At 71.9% G+C, this 20,908-nt stretch carries 19 protein-coding genes and 1 tRNA gene; 15 read left to right on the top strand and 5 right to left on the bottom strand.

Features of this window, described 5'->3' with window-relative positions; genetic code table 11:
* Positions 1 to 48: 48 nt before the first annotated feature.
* A complete protein-coding gene (locus tag IDM40_RS05930; RefSeq protein ID WP_193120889.1) occupies positions 49 to 864 on the bottom strand; it encodes a hypothetical protein in 816 nt (271 codons plus the stop codon).
* Positions 865 to 1,117: 253 nt separating this feature from the next.
* Between IDM40_RS05930 and IDM40_RS05925 the strand changes: the two genes are divergently transcribed.
* A complete protein-coding gene (locus IDM40_RS05925; RefSeq protein ID WP_193120888.1) occupies positions 1,118 to 2,881 on the top strand; it encodes a sensor histidine kinase in 1,764 nt (587 codons plus the stop codon).
* A gap of 4 nt (positions 2,882 to 2,885) precedes the next feature.
* Here IDM40_RS05925 and IDM40_RS05920 read toward each other — a convergent pair whose 3' ends face one another.
* From IDM40_RS05920 to IDM40_RS05910, 3 genes are all read right to left on the bottom strand, one after another.
* The gene (locus IDM40_RS05920; RefSeq protein WP_193120887.1) at positions 2,886 to 3,557 is read right to left on the bottom strand and encodes a response regulator; all 672 of its coding nucleotides are present in this window, start codon (positions 3,555 to 3,557) and stop codon (positions 2,886 to 2,888) included.
* 230 nt (positions 3,558 to 3,787) lie between these two features.
* Positions 3,788 to 5,296 carry an amidase gene (locus IDM40_RS05915; RefSeq protein WP_193120886.1) on the bottom strand — a complete coding sequence of 503 codons (1,509 nt, stop codon included), beginning with the start codon at positions 5,294 to 5,296 and terminating at the stop codon, positions 3,788 to 3,790.
* Positions 5,297 to 5,330: 34 nt separating this feature from the next.
* Positions 5,331 to 6,356, bottom strand: coding sequence for a D-2-hydroxyacid dehydrogenase (locus IDM40_RS05910; protein WP_193120885.1), 1,026 nt, complete (start codon positions 6,354 to 6,356; stop codon positions 5,331 to 5,333).
* Between the two features lie 310 nt (positions 6,357 to 6,666).
* On the opposite strand from IDM40_RS05910, the gene IDM40_RS05905 reads away from it, so the two are divergent.
* The 6 genes from IDM40_RS05905 to IDM40_RS05880 all read left to right on the top strand — a co-directional run bounded on the left by IDM40_RS05905 (position 6,667) and on the right by IDM40_RS05880 (position 12,194).
* Positions 6,667 to 7,149: a DUF3830 family protein gene (locus tag IDM40_RS05905; protein WP_193120884.1), complete on the top strand. Its 483-nt coding sequence runs from the start codon at positions 6,667 to 6,669 to the stop codon at positions 7,147 to 7,149.
* An 83-nt stretch (positions 7,150 to 7,232) separates the two neighbouring features.
* Positions 7,233 to 8,030 (top strand): maleate cis-trans isomerase family protein, encoded by a 798-nt coding sequence (locus tag IDM40_RS05900; protein WP_193120883.1) that lies wholly within the window; start codon positions 7,233 to 7,235, stop codon positions 8,028 to 8,030.
* A gap of 28 nt (positions 8,031 to 8,058) precedes the next feature.
* Positions 8,059 to 8,808, top strand: a complete 750-nt coding sequence (locus IDM40_RS05895) for a maleate cis-trans isomerase family protein (protein WP_193120882.1) — start codon at positions 8,059 to 8,061, stop codon at positions 8,806 to 8,808.
* A 162-nt stretch (positions 8,809 to 8,970) separates the two neighbouring features.
* Complete coding sequence (locus IDM40_RS05890) at positions 8,971 to 9,645, top strand: GntR family transcriptional regulator (protein WP_193120881.1); 675 nt, start codon at positions 8,971 to 8,973, stop codon at positions 9,643 to 9,645.
* Positions 9,646 to 9,904: 259 nt separating this feature from the next.
* Positions 9,905 to 10,819 carry a hypothetical protein gene (locus tag IDM40_RS05885; RefSeq protein ID WP_193120880.1) on the top strand — a complete coding sequence of 305 codons (915 nt, stop codon included), beginning with the start codon at positions 9,905 to 9,907 and terminating at the stop codon, positions 10,817 to 10,819.
* 313 nt (positions 10,820 to 11,132) lie between these two features.
* Positions 11,133 to 12,194, top strand: coding sequence for a hypothetical protein (locus IDM40_RS05880; RefSeq protein WP_193120879.1), 1,062 nt, complete (start codon positions 11,133 to 11,135; stop codon positions 12,192 to 12,194).
* 250 nt (positions 12,195 to 12,444) lie between these two features.
* On the opposite strand, the gene IDM40_RS05875 is transcribed toward IDM40_RS05880, so the two are convergent.
* Positions 12,445 to 13,908 (bottom strand): NAD-dependent succinate-semialdehyde dehydrogenase, encoded by a 1,464-nt coding sequence (locus tag IDM40_RS05875; protein ID WP_193120878.1) that lies wholly within the window; start codon positions 13,906 to 13,908, stop codon positions 12,445 to 12,447.
* Between the two features lie 158 nt (positions 13,909 to 14,066).
* Here IDM40_RS05875 and IDM40_RS05870 point away from each other — a divergent pair, with 158 nt between their 5' ends.
* The 8 genes from IDM40_RS05870 (at position 14,067) to ureG (ending at position 20,899) form a co-directional block, all read left to right on the top strand.
* The gene (locus tag IDM40_RS05870) at positions 14,067 to 15,323 is read left to right on the top strand and encodes an aspartate aminotransferase family protein (protein ID WP_193120877.1); all 1,257 of its coding nucleotides are present in this window, start codon (positions 14,067 to 14,069) and stop codon (positions 15,321 to 15,323) included.
* A 232-nt stretch (positions 15,324 to 15,555) separates the two neighbouring features.
* Positions 15,556 to 15,631: transfer RNA gene (locus IDM40_RS05865), tRNA-Arg, on the top strand.
* A 156-nt stretch (positions 15,632 to 15,787) separates the two neighbouring features.
* On the top strand, positions 15,788 to 16,528 hold the full coding sequence (locus IDM40_RS05860) for a MerR family transcriptional regulator (protein WP_193120876.1): 741 nt from the start codon (positions 15,788 to 15,790) through the stop codon (positions 16,526 to 16,528).
* A gap of 389 nt (positions 16,529 to 16,917) precedes the next feature.
* Positions 16,918 to 17,220 (top strand): urease subunit gamma, encoded by a 303-nt coding sequence (locus IDM40_RS05855; RefSeq protein ID WP_193120875.1) that lies wholly within the window; start codon positions 16,918 to 16,920, stop codon positions 17,218 to 17,220.
* On the top strand, positions 17,217 to 17,735 hold the full coding sequence (locus IDM40_RS29000; protein WP_193120874.1) for an urease subunit beta: 519 nt from the start codon (positions 17,217 to 17,219) through the stop codon (positions 17,733 to 17,735). The genes IDM40_RS05855 and IDM40_RS29000 overlap by 4 nt, the downstream gene beginning before the upstream one ends.
* Positions 17,732 to 19,441 (top strand): urease subunit alpha, encoded by a 1,710-nt coding sequence (locus tag IDM40_RS05845; RefSeq protein WP_193120873.1) that lies wholly within the window; start codon positions 17,732 to 17,734, stop codon positions 19,439 to 19,441. Before IDM40_RS29000 ends, IDM40_RS05845 begins: the two co-directional genes overlap by 4 nt.
* An 8-nt stretch (positions 19,442 to 19,449) precedes the next feature.
* Positions 19,450 to 20,145 carry an urease accessory UreF family protein gene (locus IDM40_RS05840; protein WP_193120872.1) on the top strand — a complete coding sequence of 232 codons (696 nt, stop codon included), beginning with the start codon at positions 19,450 to 19,452 and terminating at the stop codon, positions 20,143 to 20,145.
* Positions 20,146 to 20,197: 52 nt separating this feature from the next.
* Positions 20,198 to 20,899: an urease accessory protein UreG gene (ureG, locus tag IDM40_RS05835; protein WP_193121022.1), complete on the top strand. Its 702-nt coding sequence runs from the start codon at positions 20,198 to 20,200 to the stop codon at positions 20,897 to 20,899.
* Positions 20,900 to 20,908: the final 9 nt, after the last annotated feature.

Here is a 20,908-nt window from a genome sequence, read left to right as displayed (position 1 = left end):
TGCGCGGCGCGCTCGGAGGGCGCGGCGGGGCGCAGGAGGGAAGGCGCCCTAGTCGGGCGAGAAGGTGGCCTCGTCCGCGGGTGCGGCGGGCACGGAACGCAGCACGTGCCGGGCGGCCTGGAGCTCGCCCGGGGCGGGTGCGGGGGCGCCGAGCGCCGAGAGGTAACCGGCGACGGCTGCGTGCACGGGTGCGGCCGAGGCCGCCGCCGTGGCGGGCAGGGCGCTGCCGCCGCTCCCGGAGGCGTCGGCGGGCGCTGCGTCGCCTGTTCCGGGGCCCTCGTCGACGGGTGCGGCGACGGCGTCGGCCGGGGCGGAGGGGCCGTCGGTGACGGTCTCCTCGACCGGGGAGGGCCGTTCGGCGGGCGCGGCGTCGCGGGGCCGGTCGCTCTCGCCCTCATCGTGTCCGGAACCCTGCTCCTCGGTCCCTTCCTCGACCGCGGGTGCGGCCTCGGGCTCGGGCTCGGTCACGGGTTCGACCGCGGTGTGGACGTCGTCGTGCACACTCCGGGTGACCTCGCCGAGGTCGGGGACCTCCGGTTCGGCCACGTCGGCGGGCAGGTGACCGGAGGTCTCCTCCACGACCTGGGCGGCACGGTCACCCGCGTCGGTGACGGCCCCGGTGAGGGGCTCGTGCAGACCGCTCACGCCGAGCGCGTCCTCGTGTCCGAGGCCCTCGCCGACGCCGGAGAGGACGTCGGAGGCGGGTGTGGTGCGCTCCTCGGCCTGGGCGGGTGCAGCGGCCAGCCACACGGCGGCCAGGGCGCCCAGGAACAGGCCGGCGAGCACCAGCCAACGCCGGGCCGGGTCGGAGGGCACGGCGGCGCGGGCGCGGGGTGCGCCGTGGCTGCCGTGGTGTCCGATCACCGGGGAACGTCCTTCACATTGAGCGAGAGAAAAGTGACTCTCTGCGGTCGGTTCACGGTGACGCTAACACGGTCGCTCAGTGGCCGGAGGCGGTTTTCCGGGAATTCGGCCCCGGGCCCCTGCCCCGGCGGACCCGCCGCAACCATCGCCGACGCAGGTCCGTACCCGTCGATCCGGGGGCACGGCTCCGGCGCTCGGCGTAGACTCGTGCTCCGACGCCTCGGCCACCGGCTCTGCGGAGGTTGACCGACACATGACCGAACTCCCCGGGAGCCACCCCGGCCCCACCGGCTCCCGCCCCTCCACCGATCTGGGCGACCTGCTCACCGGGGTCCGCTCGCACCTGAACACCGGCATCACCCCCGAGGGGCGCGTCCACTCCCTGCTCCAGGCCGTCCTGACCATCGGCGCCGATCTCGACCTCGCCACCGTCCTGCGCCGCCTCACCGAGGCCGCCGCCGGCCTCACCGGTGCGCGCTACGCCGGCCTGGGCGTGCTCGACGAGGACGGCGGGTTCAGCGAGTTCATCCCCGTGGGGATGTCCGACGGGCAGGCCGAGCTCATCAACCGGTTCCCCCAGGGCAACGGGATCCTCGGCAGGCCCCTGCACGACCGGGCACCGCTGCGCCTGGCCGACCTGCGCGAACACCCCGACTTCGGCGGGTTCCCGGCCGGGCACCCGCAGATGGTCAGTTTCCTCGGGGTGCCCATCCAAGTCCGCGACGAGGTCTTCGGCAACCTCTACCTCTGCGACAAGATCGACGGCGAGGAGTTCTGCGCCGAGGACGAGTCGATCGTCACCGCCCTGGCCACCGCCGCGGGTGTGGCGATCGAGAACGCCCGCCTGTACGAGGAGACCCGGCTGCGGGAACGCTGGCTGGGCGCCTCCACCGAGATCACCACCCGTCTGCTGTCGGGCGCCGACACCAACCAGGTCCTCGGTTACATGGCGGAGCAGAGCCGGGAGATCGGCGGCGCCGACACCGCCGTCGTCCTGCTCCCGGACCGCCACGCACGCGGGCACCTGTTCGCCGAGATCGCCGACGGCCCCGTCGCGCAGGAGATCCTCGGGACCCCCGTGGAGATCGCCCGCACCCAGTGCGGGTGGGTGTACGAGAACGGCGAACCGCGCATCGTGCCCGACCTGCGCGAGGCCGAGTGCCCGATGCTCACCCACCGGGGTTACGGCCCCGGGCTGCTGGTACCGCTCGGCACCCCCGGCAACACCCGCGGTGTGCTGCTGCTCGGCAAGATCGCCGAACGTGCGCCCTTCACGTCCACGACCCGGCGGATGCTGCACTCCTTCTCCGTGCAGGCCGGCGTGGCCCTGGAGCTGGCGGAGGCACGCCGCGACACCGAGCGCCTCGTGGTGCTGGAGGAGCGCGACCGCATCGCCAAGGACCTCCACGACGTGGTGATCCAGCGGCTGTTCGCCTCGGCTATGACCCTCATGAGCACGTTGCGCCTCATCACCTCGCCGGAGGCGGAGGAGAGGGTGCAGCGCACCATAGACGAGCTGGACGGCACGATCCGCGAGATCCGGTCGACCATCTTCGCGCTCCAGAACCCGCCGCACCGCAAGGACACCTCGCTGCGCGGGCGCATCCTCGAACTGTCCGAGAACTCCGCGCACGGCCTGGGCTGCCACCCCGGGGTGAGCCTGGACGGGCCGATCGACGCCTCGGTGCCCGACGAGATCGGCGAACAGCTGCTCGCGGTGCTGGGCGAGAGCCTCACCAACGTGGCCCGGCACGCACGCGCCACCGAGGTGCACGTGTCGGTGAACGCGGAGAGCTCCGCCGAACCCGGGCGGCGTACCGGGCTGACCCTCACCGTCACCGACGACGGCATCGGACTGAGCGAGGGCGGTCGCCGCAGCGGGCTGCGCAACCTCGAGGACCGCGCACGTTCGTTGGGCGGGGACTTCGCCGCCGGGCGCGGGGAACAGGGCGGCACGATCCTGGTGTGGCGTGTGCCGATCCCCGACGACGCCGGCGACCACACCGAGGGTTTCTGACCCCTCAGTAGCGGCGGCCGCGCAGCTCGGCGACGAGCACGGCGGCCTGGGTGCGGCGCTTGAGGTCGAGCTTGGACAGCAGCGCCGACACGTAGTTCTTCACGGTCTTCTCCGCCAGGTACAGGCGCTCGCCGATCTGGCGGTTGGTCATGCCCTCGCCGATGAGGTCGAGGATCTGCCGCTCCTGCGGGGTGAGCTCGGCCAGCGGGTCGGGCTCGGACTGCCCGCCGCGCAGGCGCTCCATCATCGCCCCGGTGCTGCCGGAGTCCAACAGCGAACCCCCGGCGGCGACGGTGCGCACCGCCCCGACCAGGTCGGCCCCGTGGATCTGCTTGAGCACGTAACCGGCGGCGCCGGCCATGACGGCGTCGTAGAGGGCGTCCTCGTCGGCGAACGAGGTGAGCATGAGGCAGGCGATCTCGGGGTGGCCGGACCGGATGTCGCGGCAGACCTGCACACCGGACCCGCCGGGAAGGCGCACGTCGAGGACGGCCACGTCGGGGAGCACGACGGGAATGCGGGACAGCGCCTGTTCGGCGGTCCCGGCCTCACCGACGACCGTCATGTCGTCCTCGGTCTCCAACAGGGCCGCCACACCCCGGCGCACGACCTCGTGGTCGTCCACGAGGAAGACCCTGATCTGCTTCCCAGCGCTGTCGGTCACACCGCCCGTCATCGGTCCATCCTTACCCCGGGGTCTGCGCGAGGCGCACACTGCGCCCAGAAGAACGGTAATACGTGGCGCGGCCGGCGTGCGGGCCCGAAGGGTCCGGGGACCTCGGCCGAAAGTCCCGGATACGGGCAATTCGCGCGTGGAACTGCGGAAATGCCCCGCTTCGACCCCGCCAGGAACGTGATCAGGCCGTGACCTCGAGCGGTCACGGCCCGATGTGCGGAGCTCCGGTGTCAGGGGCGCCGGTCGGCCCACGGGCGGGCCAGCTCGAAGGCGCGGCAGGCCGCCAGGACCCGGGCGTCGGAGTGCCGGGGACCCACGACCTGGAGCCCGATCGGCAGTCCGCCCTCGCTGAACCCGCACGGCACGCTCGCCGCCGGCTGCTGGGTCATGTTGAACGGGTAACTGAAACCCGCCCAGGAGGTCCACCGCTGCCCGGCCAGCCGCGGCGGGGACTCCTGCCCGGCCTCGAAGGCGGTCATCGGCATCGCCGGGGTGAGCAGCAGGTCGTAGGTGGTGTGGAACAGGCCCATGCGCTTGCCCATGTCCATGCGCGTGGCCATAGCGGTGAGGTAGTCCTGCGCGGAGAAGGCCAGGCCGTCCTCGATGACCTCGCGCAGCCCCGGGTCGAGCAGTTCCCGCTGCCGGTCGTCGAGGTGCTCGGTGGCCTTGGCGGCGCCGCTGTTCCACAGGACCTCGAAGTCGCGGCGGCACTCGGGCAGGCCCGGGTCGGCCTCCTCCACGTGCGCGCCCAGCGCCTCCAGGACGGTGGCCGCGTCGGCCACCACACGCGCCACCTCCGGGTCGACCTCCTGGCCGCCGAGCGTGGGGCTGTAGGCGATGCGCATCCCCCGCACCAGGGCCTCGGGGTCGTGGTGCAGCCGCACGTCGCCCAGCCCGGGGGCCGGCGTCGGCATGGCCATCCAGTCGCGCGGGTCGAACCCGGAGACGACCTCGAGCATGAGCGCGAGGTCGCCGACGGTGCGGGTCATGGGGCCGGTGTGCGCGAGCGAACCGAACGGGCTGGCCGGGTAGTGCGGCACCAGGCCCCACGTGGGCTTGATGCCGCACACCCCGGTGAAGCTCGCGGGGATCCGGATGGACCCGCCGCCGTCGGTTCCGGTGGCCAGGGGGGCCATGCCGGCGGCGACCGCGGCCGCCGCTCCCCCGCTGGAACCGCCCGGCGTGGTCGACAGGTCCCACGGGTTGCGGGTGATGCCGTACAGCGGGCTGTCGGTGACACCCTTCCAGGCGAGCTCGGGGGTCGTGGTCTTGCCGACCAGGACCGCCCCCTGCTCGCGCAGGCGCGCCGTGACCGGGGAGTCCTCCTCCCACGGGCAGTCCTGCGGTGTGTTGAGCGACCCCTTCAGGGTGGGCCAGCCCTTGGTCAGGTGGATGTCCTTGATCGAGGCCGGGACACCGTCGAGCAGACCCTCGGGGGCGCCGCGCCGCCAGCGTTCGGCGGAGGCGCGGGCCGCCTCGAGGGCCTCCTCGGGACGCACCAGGCAGAAGGCGTTGAGGGCCGGGTTGTCCTGCTCGATGCGTTCGAGAACGGACTCCGCGGCCTCCACCGGGGAGAGCTCCCCGGTCGCGTAGCCGTGCAGGAGCTGCTCGGCGGACAGGTCGGCCGGCGCACCGCCGTACCCCTCGCGTGCCCGGGGAACACCCGTCCGGCCCACGGCGCCGTCGGCCGTGCCGACGCCCGCACTCTCGGTCCCGGCCCGGTCGGAACGGATCGTCACTTCAGCCTCCCAGTGTCACACCGCGGTTCGCAGGTCAGCCGGGGACGTATCCCCGGCCCTTGTCGACGACGTGGAGCAGTTCGCGCCCGTCCAGGTAGCGGGCGAGGTTGTCCAGGAACAGGTCGACCAGTTCGTCGCGCCAGCCGACCACGTCACCGGACATGTGCGGCGAGACGACGGAGCCCGGCAGTCCCCACAGCGGGTGGATCGCCTTGAGGGGCTCGCGTTCGAACACGTCCAGGGCGGAACCGGCGATGGCGCCGCGCTCGAGCGCGGCCACGAGGTCGCTCTGGACGACGATGGGGCCGCGCGCCACGTTGATCAGGCGCGCGGTGGGTTTCATGAGGTCGAGGAAGCGCCGGTCGACGAGGCCGCGGGTGGACTCGGTGAGCGGTGCGGCGATGACGACGTAGTCGGCCTCGGGGAGTTCGCGGAACAGGGTCGCCCCGCCGTCGTGGCCGCGCTCGTCGAGGCTGGACTCGACCACGGTGCCGAAGTCGGGGTCGCCCTCGCGCGCGTGGCTGCCGGAGGCGTGCACGTCCATGCCGACGGCGGCGAGCTTGCGTCCGATCTGGCGGCCGATGGGCCCGGTGCCCACGACCAGGACACGCTTGCCGCTCACACGCTCGGTCTCGCGGTGCTTCCACAGGCGCTCGTGCTGGAGGTCCCAGGTGCGGTAGAAGCCCTTCGCGAAGGCGATGACCTGGCCGAGCACGTACTCGGCGATGGGCTCGTCGAAGATGCCGCGGGAGTTGGTCACCACGACGTCGCTGTCCACGAGCGCGGGGAACATGAGGTTGTCGACGCCGGTGGTGGCGGCGTGCACCCACTGCAGGGTGTCGGCCTTGGCGAAGGAGGACGCCAGGGCCTCGGAGAACAGGTCCCAGACCAGGAGCGCGTGCGACCCCGGGAGCTCGGCGTCGAGGCCGTCGGCCGTCGTGTAGACGACCTCGCCCAGGCGGGGGTCGTCGTCGATGCGTTCGTGCCCGGGCGGGCGTTCCCCACCGGTGAGGACCAGCAGGCGGGGACGGTCGGGGGCGGTCGGGGCGGAACTGTTCACGGGCGTGCACTCCGATTGCGACTGATACGGCCTGCGGGTGGGGCCGGGTTCGCCCTGCACGATGAACGCTAGGGAGCCGCACATGGATTGTCAACAATCCACAAAGCGGCTTTTCCTGGGGAAACCGGGCTCCTCGACCCCGCTCTTGCCGGAGGCCCTACCCGTGCCCGGGAGCTTCTATTGCCGCACCCCGGGCGCCAATCGTAAGATTGTTGACAATCCGTACGCGGATATGGATCGGAACCCGTCCCCACCAGCGCGAACACCGCAATCAGCACGATCCGAAGGGACGAGCACGTTGCCCCGATACATGAGGATCACCCTTGCCGAGCGCGGCGTCTCCTGCGTCGCCGAACTGCTGGACAAGGACGCCCCTCGCACCTGCGATGCCGTGTGGAACGCACTGCCCCAGGGCGACGCAGTGCAGCACGCCAAGTACGCACGCAACGAGGTGTACACGATGGTCCCGCGCTTCGCGGAGACCGAACCCGGTCAGGAGAACCCGACCGTCACCCCGATCCCCGGCGACATCGTCTACTTCTCCTTCGACGGCGGCATGCTCGACCGCACGTTCAAGGAGGACAAGAACATCGACCACCTGCCGGGCGTCATCGACCTGGCCCTGTTCTACGGGCGCAACAACCTGCTCCTGAACGGCGACGTGGGGTGGGTGCCCGGCAACGTCTTCGCGAGCGTCGTCGAGAACCTGCCCGCCATGGCCGAGGCCTGCAACGACGTCTGGCGCTCGGGGAGCGTCGGCGAGCGCCTGCTGTACGAGCGACTCGACCGGTGATCCGCGGAGCGAGGCCGCCGCACGTTCCTCACCCGACCATGAGCACGACCCACACACGACACGTTCCGGGAGGTGAGTGACCGATGCGGACCGACAGTACCGAGACCGGCACCGACGCCGAGCCGCAGGTCGTCGAACTGGCCGCGAGCCGGGTGACGCCCTGGCAGGCAGGGGTGGGTGTCATCGCACCCTACGACTTCGCGCTGGACCGCGAGCTGTGGCGGTGGACGCCCGACGACGTCTCACTGCACATCACGCGGCTGCCCTACGTCCACGTCCCGGTGACGGTCGATCAGGCCGCGGCGCTGAGCCGGGCCGAGCAGGTGGACCCGGCGGTCCGCGCCCTGCTCGCACCGGAACCGCGCGCCATTGGGTACGCCTGCGCCTCCGGCAGTTTCGTACACGGGCCCGAGGGCGAACGCCTCCTGCACGGCACGATGCTCGAGGCCGGCGCGCCCCGGGCGGTCACGACGTCGGGAGCGATGATCAGGGCCCTGGACGCCCTCGGCCTGAGGCGCATCGCGGTGGTGACGCCCTACGTCGACAGCGTCACCGACCGGCTGTTGTCCTACCTCGGCGAACACGGTGTCGAAGTGACCTCGAGCGTGGGGCTGGGCCTGCTCAGCCACATCTGGCAGGTCACCTACGCCGCGGTCTCCGACGCCGTGCACTCCGTGGACCACCCCGACGCCGAGGCGGTCTACATCAGCTGCACCAACGTCCTCACCTACGACATCATCGCGCCGCTCGAACGCGAGCTCGGCAAGCCCGTCCTGGCCGCGAACCAGGTGACCATGTGGGCCCTGCTGGCCGACGCCGACCGGCACGCCGTCGCCCACGGCCAGGGCCTCCTGGACGCGACCGCCCCGAGCAGGGTGTGACCCGCTCCCCGAGACGAATGGAGAACCAGTGACCCGCGTCGGATTCCTCTATCCGGGCCACAGCGCCCAGGACGACTACCAGGCCTTCGCCGAGATGATCGGCGGCGGTGTCGAGCTCCCGGTGGTGCACACCCTCATGCGGGAGGACGCCCACCGGGTCGACGCCCTCCTGGACGTCGGCGGCCCCGACGTGCTCGCCGAGGGCGCCGACCGCCTCGCAGAGATGGGTGTGGACGCGGCCGTGTGGGCGTGCACCAGCGGCAGTTTCGTCTTCGGCTGGGACGGCGCCCGCGACCAGGTCGCGGGGGTGCGCGCGCACGCGAGAGCACCGGCTTCCAGTACCTCGTTCGCGTTCGTGCACGCCCTGCGCCAGCTGCGGGTGCACGACGTGGCGATCGCCGCGACCTACCCCGACGACGTCTCCGCGAAGTTCGTGGAGTTCCTGAGCGCTGCCGGGGTGAACGTGGTGTCGCTCGCGAGCCACGGGGTGCCCACCGCGGCGGAAGTGGGTGTGCTCGAGCCCGACGGGGTCGTCGACTTCGTCGTGAGCAACGACCACTCGGCGGCGACCGCGGTGCTGGTCCCCGACACCGCGCTGCACAGCGCCGCCCTGGTCGAACCGTTGGAGGCGCTCCTGGGCAAGCCCGTGCTCACCGCCAACCAGGTGAGCGTGTGGGAGGGCCTGCGGCTGGCCGGCGCCGCACGTGTGGAGAAGGGGCCCGGGACGCTGTTCCGTTCCGGGACCGATCTGGTCGACACCGCCCTTCACGTGCACTGACGCGCGCGCAGTGACGCCGGGTGCGGGCGGGACGGGGTCGTGCCCGCACCCGGCACCGGCGGGGGACGATCCGTCCCACGTGCGAACGAAGAGGAGCACACCATGCCTTAATCTCGACCCCACGCCGAGTCCGACCGCCGTCTCCAGGAAGGAAACCGGCCCATGTCCGCCTCAGGACAACTCAGACCCGTGCCCCGTCGCTCCACCGCCGAGCTCATCGCCGACCAGCTCAGGTCGGCGATCATGTACGGCTCCCTCTCCCCCGGCGACCAGTTGGGCGAGGCGGACCTGGCCGGACGGCTGGGGGTGAGCCGCGGGCCGCTGCGCGAGGCGATGCAGCGGCTCGTGCAGGAGGGGCTTCTGCGCAGCGAGCGCCACCGGGGCCTGTTCGTCCGCGAGCTGGCCTCCGAGGACGTGCGCGACATCTACATCGCCCGCCTCGCCGTGGAACGCACCGCGTGCGAGGTCATCATGCGCGGCAACCGGGGCGAGGCCGTGGCCCGGTTGACGCCCGCGCTGGAGCGCCTTGAGGAGGCCGCGCGCAGCGGTGACCGCGACCTGATGAGCGACGCCGACCAGGCCTTCCACCAGACCCTGGTGAGCTGCTCGGGCAACAGCCGGCTGGAGCGCATGACCCAGACGCTCCTGGTCGAGACCCGCATGTGCCTGACGGTGATGCAGGACGTCTATCCGGAACCGGACGAGCTGTTGCAGGAGCACCGCCGCATCCTCGACGCGATCGCGGACGGGGCCGAGGACCGGCTCCTGGAGCTCATCGAGGAACACATGACCGACACCGTGGAACGCATCAACGCAGGTCGGCCCGGCGAGGACTGAGTCCGGGGCCGACCGGGGCGGACGCCCCTCAGGGTCCACACCCGTGCGGCCCGGCGTGTGTGGGCCCGTCACACACTGCGAGGAATTCGGTCGTATGTGTTGCATGCGCACGGGTATGTCGTGTTAGCTTCGGTTTCGGACAAGGCAGGGCGCGCTTTTCGGCCCAGTCCTAACCGGGCGCAGCCCCCTTCTGTGCCCGGGTCCACCATCCCCCTTCCGGCACACCGCCCCCGCTTCCCCGGTGGAAGGACCCCTCTCCGTGTTCACAGCCTGCGGTCACGTCAGCGCCCCCGGCGCACGTGCTGCCGTGCTGTCGGACGGGGTTCCGGACGCCCTGCGGCGCACCCTGGTCCTGCTCGGCCTGCTGGCCGGCGCCCTGACCACCTCGTGGGTCCTGGGCACCGCCTCCGCGCAGGCCGGGGAGCTCGACCTCACCGGCGGTGTCGAGGAGGTCCAGGAGCAGGTGGACGGGGCCGTCGAGGCCGAGGTTCCGGAGCCCGCCGAGGCCCCTGAGGGCACCGGGGTTCCCGAGATCCCGGAGACACCCGAGGCCCCGGAGGTTCCGGACGAGCCGGTGGACGAGCTCGGCGACACGGTCACCGACACCGCCCACGAGGCCACCGGAACGGTCGACGAGGTCACCGGATCCCTGGACGAGACCGTCCCCGAGACGCCCGGCGTCGACGTGGTCGGCCAGGTGCACGAGACCGTCGACGGCGTCACAGACGAGGTCGACCAGCGGGTCGAGGACACCGTTCCCGCCACCGAACCGGCACCCGAGACCGGAACCGGCGACACGGAGCCCGCGCCCGAGCGCGAGCACACCGGCGCCGAGAACCGCACCGCGGACGAGAACACCGCGGACACGGCCGACCGGCAGGCCCCGAGCCCGGCGCAGACCCTGACCGAGCGCGACGACCGCTCGTACCAGGCCACCGCCGACGACGGCACCGAACAGGGCCAGGTCTCCCCCGACGCCGGGTCCCACCACCCCACCGCCACCGCCACCGGCACCGCCTCCGCGAACGGCGGCGCCCCGGCCGGCGCGGTCGCCGGTTTCCTGCCCTCCACGGGCGCACCGGTCCCCGCCCCCGGCCCCGAACAGGCCGCCCTGGACGTCCTGCGCGCGGTTCCCGCCGCCGACGCCGGCGAGCCCACCGTCGCCCCCGACTGACGGTTCTCCTCACCGAGCGCTGCTGATCAGCGCTCCTCCCCGCGCCGTAGAGCGCCCTCGCCCACAGCGGCCCCTTCCCAGCCCCGGCCCGCACCGCCACGGTGCGTGAACGACCGGACGCTCTGGGGGTTGACGTGAGCCCCGCACCGAGGAGAACCACCTTCCCCGCCGGCGGAGTTCAGGTCAGTCGCAAAGCCCACTGGGCCGAGGACTGAAACCCCGGTCGACGTGCCCGTGCCGCTCGCATCCGTCCACGTGCACGGTCACGTCGCCCGGCCCCGAAGAAGAGCCACCGGTATCCGGAAGGATCCACATGTTCAACAACGCCCGTACCTCCGCCCGCACCCTGCTGCTCGCCGCCGGCACCGCCGGGTTCGTCGCCCTCGGCAGCGGGTTCGCGACGGCGGAGCCCCTCCCCGACGCCACGGGCGCGATCGACGGCGCCGCCGGCCAGGTTCCCGGCGCCGAAACCCTCCCGGCCACCGAGCTGCCCGGCACCGAGGACGTCACCGCGCCGGGTGTGCCCTCCGTCGAGCGCACCGTGACCAACGAGCTGGACGGCCTGCTCAGCGAGGCCGACGTCGCCCAGATCCCCGAGCTGGCCTCGCTCGCCGAGATCGCCGAGCTGGAGGGCGTCGAGGGTGTGGCCCTCGGCGACATCGACGGCCTGGACACCGCCGCCCCGCAGGTCCCCGCTCTCGACGGGGCGGTTCCGCAGGTCGACGTCGACTCCTACACCTCCGCCGCCGAGGCCGCCACGCTCCCGGCCCGCTTCTACGCCGCCGAGAACGTCGACCCCGACGAGATCGTGCAGACGGTCGAGCACACCACCGTCCCGGTGCTGTTCATCGCCGCCGACGCCCAGAGCGACGTGGACGCCCTCGCCGACGAGGTGGGCGCGGTCGCCGACGGTGCCCTGTCCGGTGTCGGCGCCGACGTGTCCGGCATCGAGCAGCTCGCGCTGGGCTCCGCCGACGACCTGGCCGGCGGCGTTCCCACCGACCTGGAGGTCCTCGAGGTCGCCGACCTGCCCGTCGACACCGACCTCCCGGTCGACGGCGTGGAGACCGGCGACGTCGTCGACGGCGGCGCCACCGAGAACCTGCCCGCCACCGGTGACGTGACCGAGGAGCTGCCGCAGACCGACGAGGTCGGCGCCGACGCGCTGCCCGAGGTCCCGGCCGTGGACGGCGTCGAGGACACCGTCGACGAGGTCACCGACGTGGAGGGCCTGCCCACCGACGCCGTCGGCACCGAGCTCGACGACGTCACCGGTGACGTGACCGAGGACGTCACCGGCGACGTGACCGAGGACCTGACCGGCGCGGTCGACACCGACGCCGTGGACACCGAGCTGGTCGACGGCCTGCTCTGATCCACCGGTCCTTCCAAGGACGTGCGCCCCGGACCGGAGGTGGCCGGGGCGCACACCGGGGCCGGCCGCGGTCGGCACCCCCGGCCGATCATGCGCCGAGGGCAGTGGGGACTCCACGGCGCACTCGGGTGGAACCGGTTCGGCCGGGGCCGCGCCGGCCTCGGAACCCCAACGGCCCCGGAGGGCACCTGCCGCCGCAGAACGCGGCGCGGCAGCCCTCCGGGGCCGTTCCCTGTGTGTGGGGTGGGGATCAGATCCCGCCGATCCCCACGTACTTGTACTCGAGGAACTCGTCGATGCCGACGTCTCCGCCCTCGCGGCCCAGGCCGGACTGCTTGATGCCGCCGAAGGGGGCCGCCGGGTTGGAGACCACGCCCTGGTTGAGGCCGACCATTCCGGCTTCCAGCGCCTCGCTCACCCGGAACGCGCGGTTGAGGTCGGTGGTGTAGACGTAGCTGACCAGCCCGTACTCGGTGTCGTTGGCGATGGTGATGGCCTCCTCCTCGGTCTCGAAGGAGGACACCGGGGCGACGGGCCCGAAGATCTCGGTGTCGGCCATCTCCGCGTCGTGGGGCACACCCGAGAGCACCGTCGGGTTGTAGAAGTGCCCGGCGCCCTCACCGCGGCTGCCGCCGACGAGCACCTGCGCACCCCGGCCCACGGCGTCGTCGACCAGGTGCTGGACCTTGTCGCGGGCCTTCTCGTCGATGAGCGGTCCGACGTCGACACCGTCGTCCAGGCCGCGGCCGACCCGCAGCTCGCCCATCCGCCGGCTGAGGCGCTCGGCGAACTCCTCGGCCACCCCGGACTGGGCGTAGATGCGGTTCGCTGCGGTGCAGGCCTCGCCGATGTTGCGCATCTTGGCCTGCATCGCCCCGTCGACGGCGGCGTCGAGGTCGGCGTCGTCGAAGACCAGGAACGGGGCGTTGCCACCCAGTTCCAGGGACGTGCGCAGGACCTTCTCGGCGCTCTGCTCGATGAGCTTGCGCCCCACCCCGGTCGAGCCGGTGAAGGAGACCTTGCGGATGCGGCCGTCGCGCAGCAGCGGTTCGGTGAGCCCGCCGGCGTCGGTCGTGGGCAGCACGCTCAGCACACCCTCGGGCAGGCCGGCCTCCTTGAGGATGCCGGCGAGGGCGAGGGCGCACAGGGGCGTCTGCTGGGCGGGCTTGAGGATCATCGTGCACCCGGCCGCGATCGCGGGGCCGATCTTGCGGGTGCCCATGGCCATGGGGAAGTTCCACGGGGTGATGAGCATCGAGGGGCCCACCGGCTGGCGCATGATGAGGAACCGCGCCTGGCCGTTGGGGGCGGTGGCGAACCCGCCCTCGATACGGACCGCCTCCTCCGAGAACCAGCGGAAGAACTCCGCGGCGTAGGCGATCTCGCCCTTGGCCTCGCCCAGGGGCTTGCCCATCTCCAGGGTCATGAGGGTCGCCAGCTCCTCCTGGCGCTCCATGAGCAGCTCGTACCCCCGGCGCAGGATCTCGCCGCGCTCGCGCGGGGCCGTACGCGCCCAGGAGGCCTGGGCGTTGTGTGCGGCGGCGAGGGCGGCGAGCCCGTCGACGTCGGTCGCGTCGGCGACCTCGCAGAGCACGGAACGCGTCGAAGGGTCCTCGACCTCGAAGGTCCCGCCCGCGGCCGCTTCATGCCACTTGCCACCGATGAAGAGCTTCTTCTCCACCTGTGCGACGACTCGTTCTTCCAGATCAGACATGTTCCTACTTCCGGTCGAGGGGGCCGGCCGGCGAGCCGGCCTGTGGTCAGAACTGCCCGACGTGAGCCCACTGGACACCGCCGCGGCTGGGATGCTTCCATAGCAGCGTCGATTGTCAACAATCCTACGGAAACCCGAACACGGAATCGAGGCCACCGATGGCGGAGCTCTCCCCGGTTCTCAAGCAGGCAACCCCCGTCCTCGCTGAGCGAGGCGAGGGTGTGCACATCTACGACGAGGACGGCCGCCGCTTTCTCGACTTCACGGCGGGAATCGGCGTCACCAGCACCGGCCACTGCCACCCCAAGGTGGTCGCTGCCGCCCAGGAACAGGTCGGGAAACTCATCCACGGCCAGTACACCACCGTGATGCACAGGCCGCTCCTCCGGCTCACCGAACGGCTCGGCGAGGTCCTGCCCCAGGGCCTGGACCGGCTGTTCTACGTCAACTCCGGCAGCGAGGCCGTCGAGGCCGCCCTGCGGCTGGCCCGCCAGGCCACCGGCCGCCAGAACGCGATCGTGTTCACCGGGTCCTTCCACGGGCGCACCATGGGCGCCGCTGCCCTCACCACCTCCGGGACCAAGATCCGCGCCGGCTTCGGCCCCCTGATGCCCGGCGTCGTCGTCTCCCCCTTCCCCCACGCCTACCGGCTCGGCATGAGCGAGGCGGACGCGGTCGCGCACGCCCTGCGCGAGCTCGACTACCAGCTCGCCACGACGACCTCCCCCAAGGACACCGCCGCGGTCTTCATCGAGCCGGTGCTGGGTGAGGGCGGCTACGTCCCGGTCCCGGACGCGTTCCTGCAAGGGCTGCGCGAGCGCGCCGACCAGCACGGGTTCCTCCTGGTCACCGATGAGGTGCAGACCGGCTTCGGGCGCACCGGGACCTTCTGGGGCCACGAGCGCTCCGGCATCACCCCCGACATCGTCATCACCGCCAAGGGCCTGGCCAGCGGCTTCCCCATCTCCGCGATCGCCGCGCCGGCCTCGGTCATGGAGAAGGCCTGGCCCGGGTCGCAGGGCGGCACCTACGGCGGCAACGCGGTCGCGTGCGCCGCGGCGCTGGCCACCCTGGACGTGATCCAGGAGGAGGACCTGGTCGCCAACTCCGCCGCCCAGGGCGAACGTCTGCGCCAGGGCCTGGAGAAGGTCGGCTCCGTCCACCCGGAGATCGGCGACGTGCGCGGCCGCGGGCTCATGCAGGCCAGCGAGTTCGTGACCGCCGACGGTTCGCCCGACGGCGCGACCGCGGCGCGGGCCCAGCAGGCCGCCGCGAAGAACGGGCTCCTGTTGCTGACCTGCGCGCCGCACGGCAACGTGGTGCGCATGATCCCGCCGCTGGTCGTCAACGGCGAGCAGGTGGACAGCGCCCTGGAGCTGTGGGCCGCCTCCGTCGAGGAAGCGACCTCCTCCTGACCCTCGTGCCCGGGGCGGAGCGCTCCGCCCCGGGCCGCGCCGCGTGTGGTCCGGGCACCTCCCGGTGTGCGGTACCGTCGATGCGGACGGCGTTCTGCGCACGTCACGGCCTTCGTGCACATGGCCCGGTTCACACCGGAAAACGGCACGAAAGCACTCCGAGACTCTGATAGAGTCGAAGACGTCGCCGGGGAGAGCGAGAGCCCGCCCCGGAGACAACACAACAGAATCTGCACTCGTAGCTCAATGGATAGAGCATCTGACTACGGATCAGAAGGTTGGGGGTTCGAGTCCTCCCGAGTGCGCCACCTTGAGACAGTGAAGAAAAAGCCGGTCCCGGACACCACACGGGCCCGGCTTTTTCTTTTGTGCTGGCCACACCCCCTCGCCCGGAATTGAGGGCTTGCGGTTGACGTTGCGTCAAGCCCTACCGTCGTCGGTGCAGGTGGAAAGGGGTGCGCAGCATGGACCGGCCGATCCAGGAGGTCGTGGCCGCCACGGGCACGACCAGCCGCACACTGCGGCACTACGACCGCATCGGGTTGCTGAAGCCCTCGCGGGTGGGCCCCGGCGGGGTTCGGCACTACGACCGCGACGCCCTCGTACGGCTCCAACGCATCCTCCTGCTGCGTGAGCTCGGGCTCGGACTCCCCGCGATCGCCGACGTGCTCGGAGAACAGACCGACGTGCGGTCGGCCCTCCGGGAACACGTGCGGCGGCTGCGGCAGGAGCAGGGCCGGATCGGCCGTCAGGCGGACTCCGTCGAGCGCACGCTGACCGCGCTGGACGACGGAAGGGAACCGACGATGGAGACGATGTTCGACGGGTTCGACCACACCCGGTACGAGGACGAGGTGCGCGAGCGCTGGGGCGACCGCGCGTGGGAGCACAGCAACGACTGGTGGAACGGGCTGAGCGACACCGAACGGCAGGAGCTGACCGCACGCTCGGCCGAGGTCAACGGTGCGCTGCGACAGGCGGCGGAGGCCGGGCTGGAACCGGGCTCCGAGGGGTTCCAGGGCGCGGTGGCCGACCACCACACGTGGCTCGGTGCGTTCCCCGGGCCGGAGTGGAACCGCGAGAGCTACCCGGCGCTCGGTGAGATGTACGTGTCCGACGAGCGCTTCGCCGCGAACTACGGGGGCGTCGAGGGCGCCCGCCGGGTGCGCGACGCGATGGCGCTCTGGGCCGAGCGCAACCTCTGACCCCGGTGATCCCACCACTGCCCGGTCCGCGCCCGCGGGCCGGGCAGTTCGCATTCCGGGCCGCCCACCGCTCAGAAAACGAAAGAGAAAAAGCTCTCCACCGGCGCTTCGGCAGGAATTCGGGGCCAAGGTGAACGGGACAGAAGAACGGCACGGGGGCGAACTTCCGCTCCGTTCGCGGCGACAGCCGGTAGCCGATGTGTCACGTATGCGAAAATCCTGACCTGCCCCTGTACGAGGCGCAACCGCACACTCACCAACGGATGCCACCCCCGCCCGCACGGACGGGATCCGGGGACGCGCAGAATTGGAGACAAAGCTCTCAGGGCGTTCTGCTCGCACGAATCTGCTCCTACAATAAGTTCGTTCAGAACTGTGAGAGGTGATTCGTGCATCTACTCCCGTCCGATACAGAAAAACTGCTTTTGTCGGTCGCCGGAATGATCGCCCGGGACCGCCGCGACCGCGGGGTCGAACTCAACCATCCCGAATCGGTCGCGCTGCTCTCCTGCTGGGTGATCGAGCGGGCCCGCGAGGGCGCCACCGTCGCCGAGCTGATGAACGAGGGCCGCACCGTGCTCCGGCGCGAGGAGGTCATGGACGGCGTTCCGGAGATGATCCCGAACGTGCAGGTGGAGGCCACCTTCCCCGACGGGCGCAAGCTCGTCACGATCACGGAGCCGATCCAATGATCCCCGGTGAGATCCGCACACGTTCCACGCCGCTCGACCTCAACGAAGGCCGTGAACAGCTGTCCCTCGTGGTGGTCAACACCGGGGACCGCCCCGTCCAGGTGGGGTCCCATCTGCACTTCCCCGACGCCAACCCGGTGCTCGACTTCGACCGCGAACAGGCACGGGGGTTCCGTCTCGACGTTCCCGCCGGCACCTCGGTGCGCCTGGAACCCGGGGTGAGCCGCACCGTTCACCTGGTCGCGCTGGGCGGGCGGCGCCACGTCCCCGGCCTGCAGCTGGCCGACCCGAGCGAGCTCTCCGGCACCGGACAGCGGCCGCCGCGCCCCGTGGTGCCGTTCGGTACGCCCGGCACGGACGTCGAGGAGCCGCTCCGGGCCTCCGGCGCACCCGTCCGGGTCAGCGGGGCCGGGGCGCACGACGGCGACCCGGCCGAGGTCGTGCCGACGGAGGATCCGCCCGCCGGCACGACCGACGAGGACATCAACCCCGAAGGGACGGAGGAGCAGCCGTGAGCCACATCGACCGCCGTGAGTACGCCCAGCTGTACGGGCCCACGGTGGGTGACCAGATCCGCCTCGCCGACACCGACCTGTGGATCGAGGTCGAACAGGACCTCACCGCCGGCGGCGACGAGACCGTCTTCGGCGGAGGCAAGACCATCAGGGAGTCGATGGGCCAGGGCATGACCACCCGTTCCCAAGGCGCCCTGGACCTGGTGATCACCAACGTGGTGGTCCTGGACCACTGGGGCATCGTCCGCGGTGACGTGGGGATCCGTGACGGGAACATCGTCGCCGTCGGCAAGGCCGGGAACCCGGACACCATGGACGGGGTCCACCCGGACCTGCTCGTGGGCCCCGGCACCGACGTGATCGCCGGGGAGGGCAAGATCCTCACCGCGGGCGCGGTCGACACCCACGTGCACTTCCTCAGCGAGATCGAGATGCACGAGGCGCTGACCACCGGCACCACCACGGTGATCGGCGGCGGCACCGGCCCCACGGAGGGGTCGAAGGCCACGACGGTGACGCCGGGGGCCCACGCGCTGACGATGATGCACCGCGCCCTGGACCGGTTCCCGCTGAACGTTCTGCTGTTCAGCAAGGGGAGCACCGTCTCCCGTGAGTCCCTCGCCGAGGACGCCCTGGCCGGCGCCGGCGGGTACAAGGTGCACGAGGACTGGGGCGCCACCCCGGCGGCGATCGACGCGGCCCTGCGCGGCGCCGACGAGTTCGGCCTCCAGGTCGCGCTGCACGCCGACTCGCTCAACGAGACGGGATACGTCCAGCACACCCTGGACGCGATCGCCGGGCGCGGGATCCACGTGTTCCACGCCGAGGGTGCCGGCGGCGGCCACGCGCCGGACATCATCGTCACGGCGAGCGAGGCGAACGTGCTCCCGGCCTCCACCAACCCGACCCTGCCGCACACGGTGAACACGGTGGACGAGCACCTGGACATGCTCCTGGTGGTGCACCACCTGAACCCCAGGGTCCCCGAGGACCTCGCCTTCGCCGAGTCCCGGATCCGGGCCTCCACGATGGCGGCCGAGGACGTCCTCCAGGACATGGGCGCCATCTCGATCACCTCGACCGACGCCCAGGCCATGGGCCGTATCGGCGAGCTCATCTGCCGCACGTGGCAGGTGGCGCACGTGATGAAGAACCGCTTCGGACGGTTGTCGTCGGACCTGCCCGCCGACAACGCCCGCGCGCGCAGGTACGTCGCCAAGTACACGGTCTGCCCGGCCGCGGCGCACGGCGTCGACCACGTGATCGGGTCGGTGGAGGCGGGCAAGATGGCCGACCTCGTGCTGTGGGACCCGGCCTTCTTCGGGATCCGCCCGACGGCGGTGATCAAGAGCGGCGCGGTCGTCGCGGCCCCGCTGGGCGACCCGAACGGCGCGGTTCCGGCTCCGCAGCCGGTGCTGATGCGCCCGGCACTGGCCGCGCGTGCGTCGTCGGCGGCCGACCTCGCGGTGAGTTTCGTGTCGCCGATGGCGATCGAGGACGGCCTGGCCGAGCGCCTGGAGCTGCGGCGCCGTCTGGTGGGGGTCCGGCCGACCCGGCACCTCACCAAGGCTGACATGCCCAACAACACGGCGCTGCCCCGCATCGACGTGGATCCGGAGACGTTCGCGATCAGCATCGACGGCGAGCCGGTCCGTCCCCAGCCCGCCGCCCGGGTACCGCTCGCGCAGCGGTACACGATGTTCTAGGACGCCGTGTGACCACACGACTGGGCACCCTTCTGCTGGCCGACGCGCGTCTGCCGGTGGGAGGCCACACGTACTCGGCGGGTCTGGAACCGGCGCTCGCGGACGGTCTCACGGTCGACCGGATCCCGGACTACATCGCCGCGCGCCTGCGCACGGTGGGGCTGACGGAGACGGCCGCCTCGGTTCTCGCGCACCGGGCCGCCGGGGGCGCGTCCGGCCCCGACGGCCTCGGCATCGACGCGGGGGCGTTGGCCGACGTGCACGACGCGCTCCTGGCGCGGTCGCCGAGCGCTCCCCTGCGCGACATCTCGGGGCTCCTCGGGCGCGGGTTGGTGCGCCTGGCCTCCCGGCTCTGGCCGGAGCACCCGGCGGTGAAGGCCTTGCGCAACCTGGACCGCTCCCCGCAGCGGCCGGTCGCGCTCGGGGTCGTCGCCGCGGTCATGGGTTCGTCGGAGGACGAGACGGCCCGGGTGGCGCTGTACGACGACGCCCAGACGGTGGCCTCGGCCGCCCTCAAGCTCGCCCCCGTGGACCCGGTGGACGCCGCCGGGTGGGTCCTGGGATCCGAGGGGGTCATCGCCGAGGTCGCCGCCGAGGCGCTCGCGGTCCGCGACGCCGACGACATGCCGGCCCGGACCGCACCACAGATCGAGGGGTGGTCCCTCGAACAACAGAACAGGACCAGGAGGATCTTCGTTGCCTGAACAGCAGAACACCGACACCGCCGCTGCCAACACGTCCGAGGGGCGCCGGGCCATGCGCCTGGGTGTGGCGGGACCGGTCGGAACCGGCAAGAGCACGCTCATCGCCACCCTGTGCCGCGAACTCGCGGAGCAGATCAGCATGGCGGTGGTCACCAACGACATCTACACCGACGAGGACGCCCGGCTGCTGCGCGCGGCCGGTGTGCTGCCGGTGGAGCGCATCCACGCGGTGGAGACCGGGGCCTGCCCCCACACCGCGATCCGTGACGACGTCACCCCGAACCTGCTCGCGGTGGAGGACATGGAGGCGGACTTCGCCCCGCTGGACCTGGTCGTCGTGGAGAGCGGCGGCGACAACCTCACCGCCACGTTCAGCCCGGCGCTGGCCGACGCGCAGATCTTCTGCCTGGACGTGGCCGGCGGCGGCGACGTGGCCCGCAAGGGCGGGCCGGGCATCGAACGCGCCGACCTGCTCGTGGTGAACAAGACCGACCTGGCCCCGCACGTGGGTGTGGACGCCGAACGTATGGTCGCCGACGCCACGGAGTCCCGGGGCGGGCTGCCCGTGCTGGCCCTGAGCCAGCAGGACGACGTGTCGATCAAGGCCCTCGCGTCGTGGGTGCTTCAGGTGCTGGAGGACCACCGGGCGGGGATCCACGTGCCGCGCGACCCCGGTCCGATGGCGCCGCACACGCACGCCGACGGCACGACCCACACCCACGAGGACGCCGACCACGGCCACGAGCACGGGTGAGTGGTCGTC

Source organism: Nocardiopsis coralli (genome assembly GCF_014892575.1).
GTDB classification, from domain to species: Bacteria; Actinomycetota; Actinomycetes; order Streptosporangiales; family Streptosporangiaceae; genus Nocardiopsis; species Nocardiopsis coralli.
This window is presented reverse-complemented; position numbering and strand designations above follow the sequence as displayed.